General features: G+C 71.1%; 2 protein-coding genes. One reads left to right on the top strand and one right to left on the bottom strand.

What is annotated here, in order from left to right:
* Positions 1-118 precede the first annotated feature (118 nt).
* Positions 119-1,132 (bottom strand): class 1 fructose-bisphosphatase, encoded by a 1,014-nt coding sequence (locus tag D6718_11130; GenBank protein RMG43862.1) that lies wholly within the window; start codon positions 1,130-1,132, stop codon positions 119-121.
* A 92-nt stretch (positions 1,133-1,224) separates the two neighbouring features.
* Here D6718_11130 and lysS point away from each other — a divergent pair, with 92 nt between their 5' ends.
* Positions 1,225-2,751: a lysine--tRNA ligase gene (gene lysS, locus D6718_11125; protein RMG43861.1), complete on the top strand. Its 1,527-nt coding sequence runs from the start codon at positions 1,225-1,227 to the stop codon at positions 2,749-2,751.
* Positions 2,752-2,952 lie beyond the last annotated feature (201 nt).

The raw sequence follows: 2,952 nt of genomic DNA, 5'->3' as shown, positions 1-2,952 counted from the left end.
GTGTCCACTCCCCGCGGGACCGTCACGAACCGCCTCCCAAAACCCCCCCCGGCGGGTGCACCGCCGTCCGGAGCACCTCCGCAAGGGTGCCTTTCGTATCACAGCGTCGCGGCCGCGTTCAAGTTCGGTCGGGATCCGTTCCGCTGCGCCGGGCGAGAAACTCTTTCACGTCACGCTCTCCACCGAGCAGGACCGGCGTCCGGTCGTGGAGCGTGCGCGGGGCGCGCTCGAGGAGGGAGCCGGAACCGTCGCTCTCGGCACCGCGGGCCTGCCGGAAGAGGAAGGCCATCGGTCCCGCTTCGTACAGGAGCCGCAGTTTCCCTTCCGGGTGACGCCGGTCGGCCGGGTAGAGAAAGATCCCTCCCTTGAGAAGCGTCCGGTGCGCGTCCGCGACCAGTGTGCCGACGTATCGCAGCGAACGCCGGGGCTGCCCGTCGGGCGGATGCAGCAGGCTTCGCACGGCCCGCTGCGTGCCATCGTCCCACAGGGGCAGGTAGGCCAGGTTGCAAGAGACCGTCGTCCCGGCGGATGGAACGCGGATGTCCGGGTGGGACAGGAGAAATTCGCCGAGCGACGGATCGTAGGTGAATCCGTGTACGCCCTGGCCCGTCGAGTAGACGAAGACCGTGCTCGATCCATACAGGGCGTAGCCGGCGGCCACGAGAAGGCGGGGCGGTTGCAGGAGGTCTTCGGCACCGGCGAGGCGGTCTTCCGGGCTCTTCCGGCGGTAGATGCCGAAGATCGTACCGACCGGCACGGCGACATCGATGTTGCTCGACCCGTCCAGCGGGTCGAAGACGACCGCGTAATGGGCCGGATCGGGGCTGCCGGGAAGCCGGATCGGTACGGCGAGCTCTTCCGAGGCGAGAGCGCACGCTTCACCGCACCGGGTCAACGTGTGCACGAGCGTGTCGTTGGCGAACTCGTCCAGCCGGGCCACCTCCTCGCCTTGCACGTTCCGGCGCCCGGCGAGCCCCAGCATGCGCCCGAGTCCGGCACGGTTCACCTCGTCCGAAATGATCTTCACCGCCAGCGCGATCGCCTCCATGAGCATCGAGAACGCCCCGGTGGCCTCGGGATGGCGGCGCTGCGCGGTGGCGATGTGTTCGAGAAGGGTCAGCGGTGTCGGCATGGGCAGCTCCCGGCGCCCCGGCGCTTGAGCGGAGCGCGTGACGCTCCTATTCTGCACCGGCCGCGCCGAAACGCAGCGGCGGGGAGGCGGGCGTGTCCGAGGATCGGTTCTGGGTCGACCGCGCGGCGGACGAAATCCTCGGCCGCGGTGTCGCGCGGCCGGTGGTGTGCACCGGAATCTCACCCTCGGGCCCGTTCCATGTCGGCCACCTGAGAGAGATCATCACCGGCGACGCGCTGGCGCGGGCCTTGAGGGAGCGGGGCGCCGAAGCCCGGCTCGTCTTCGTGGTCGACAACCTCGATCCGCTGCGCCGCGTCTATCCCTTCCTCGATCGGCAGCGCTACGAGCCGCTCGTCGGCCGCTCCCTGTGCGAGCTTCCGGCGCCCGAGGGGTCGGGCACCTACGACCGGTTCTTTCTGGACCCGTTCCTCCGCGCACTCGAGCGCCTCGGGGTCGCGGCGGAGGTCCTGCCGGCCTCGGAGCTGTACGCTTCGGGCCGCATGGACGAGGTCGTCCTTGCGGCGCTCGACGCGACACCCGCGCTGCGCAGGATCCTCTCGGAGGTGAGCGGCAAGACCCCCGGCGAGGATTGGTCGCCCTGGAATCCGCGCTGTCCCGAGTGCCGGCGTCTCGATGCAGGCACGGTCCTCGGCCACGACCGCGCCGCAGCGACGGTGCACTCCCGGTGCCGTGCTTGCGGCCGGGAGGCGGTTCAGCCGGTTCGCGGGGGCGGAAAGCTCACCTGGCGAGTGGACTGGCCGGCGCGATGGAAGGCGCTCGGGGTGACGGCGGAGCCGTTCGGCAAGGACCACGCCTCGCGAGGAGGAAGCTGGGACAGCGGGCGGCGGATCGCGCGGGAGGTCTTCGGCTTCGACCCGCCGTTTCCGGTCGTGTACGAGTGGATCGGGCTCGGCGGCGCGGGGGACATGTCCTCGAGCAAGGGCAACGTCCTGGGAGTGGCGGAACTGGTCGAGGTCGTGCCCCCGGAGGTTCTGCGCTACTTCGTCCTCCGCTCCCGTCCGTCACGCCGGATCACCTTCGATCCGGGGGAGCCGCTGCTGAGGCTGGTCGACGAGGTGGACGAGGCGGTGGCGCGCAGCACCGCCGACCGCGCGCTGCATTTTTCGCTGACCGGAAGCTACCGGCCGGCGGGAGTCCCGTTCCGGCACCTGGTGCTCGTCGCGCAGGTCGCCGGATTCGACCGGGAGCGCACGCTGGAACTTCTGCGGCGCGGGGGCTACGAGGCGGCCGACCCGGAGGCCGTCGGGGAGCGGATCGCGATGGCACGGAGGTGGCTCGACCTCTTCGCACCGGAGGAAGCGCGGGTCGCGTTCCCCGAGCGGCTGCCGCCTGCGGCCCGGGAGCTCTCGGCGGAGGAAAGACGTTTCCTCGCCAGGTTGGCGGACGCCCTCGCGGAACTGGAGGAGCCGGACGAGATTCACCGCACGATCCGGGATCTCGCGGCCCAGCCGGGCGGGCCGGGAGTCCGCAACGGGTTCCGGGCGATCTACCGGGCCCTGCTGGGCCGGGACGCCGGTCCGCGGGCGGGAACGTACATCGCGCTCGTGGGGCCGAAAAAGGTGGCCGAGCGCCTGCGCGAGGCCTCCGCTACCTCCTGAGGTGCTTCCTTCGCGGTGCGTTTTCGCCGCCGGGCGCCGGTTGGCACGGTTCCTGACCGTCCCGCCGCGGCGGGACGGGAGCGTGCGGGCTCGCTTGTCCGACGTTCTCGAAGGATCGATAGGGCGCCGCAGGGAGGACGACCGCCGCGATCGCGCTCGGCCGAGGGGCGAGGCTAGTACTTCCGGGCGTTCCCGATTCCC

Source organism: Acidobacteriota bacterium (assembly GCA_003696075.1).
Lineage (GTDB): Bacteria > Acidobacteriota > Polarisedimenticolia > J045 > J045 > J045.
The sequence above is the reverse complement of the archived record's forward strand: the minus strand, read 5'-3'. Positions and strand labels throughout refer to the sequence as shown.

Excerpts from the sequence above, each read along its gene's own strand:
- D6718_11130 (RMG43862.1), bottom strand. The coding sequence starts at position 1,132 with ATGCCGACACCGCTGACCCTTCTCGAACACATCGCCACCGCGCAGCGC.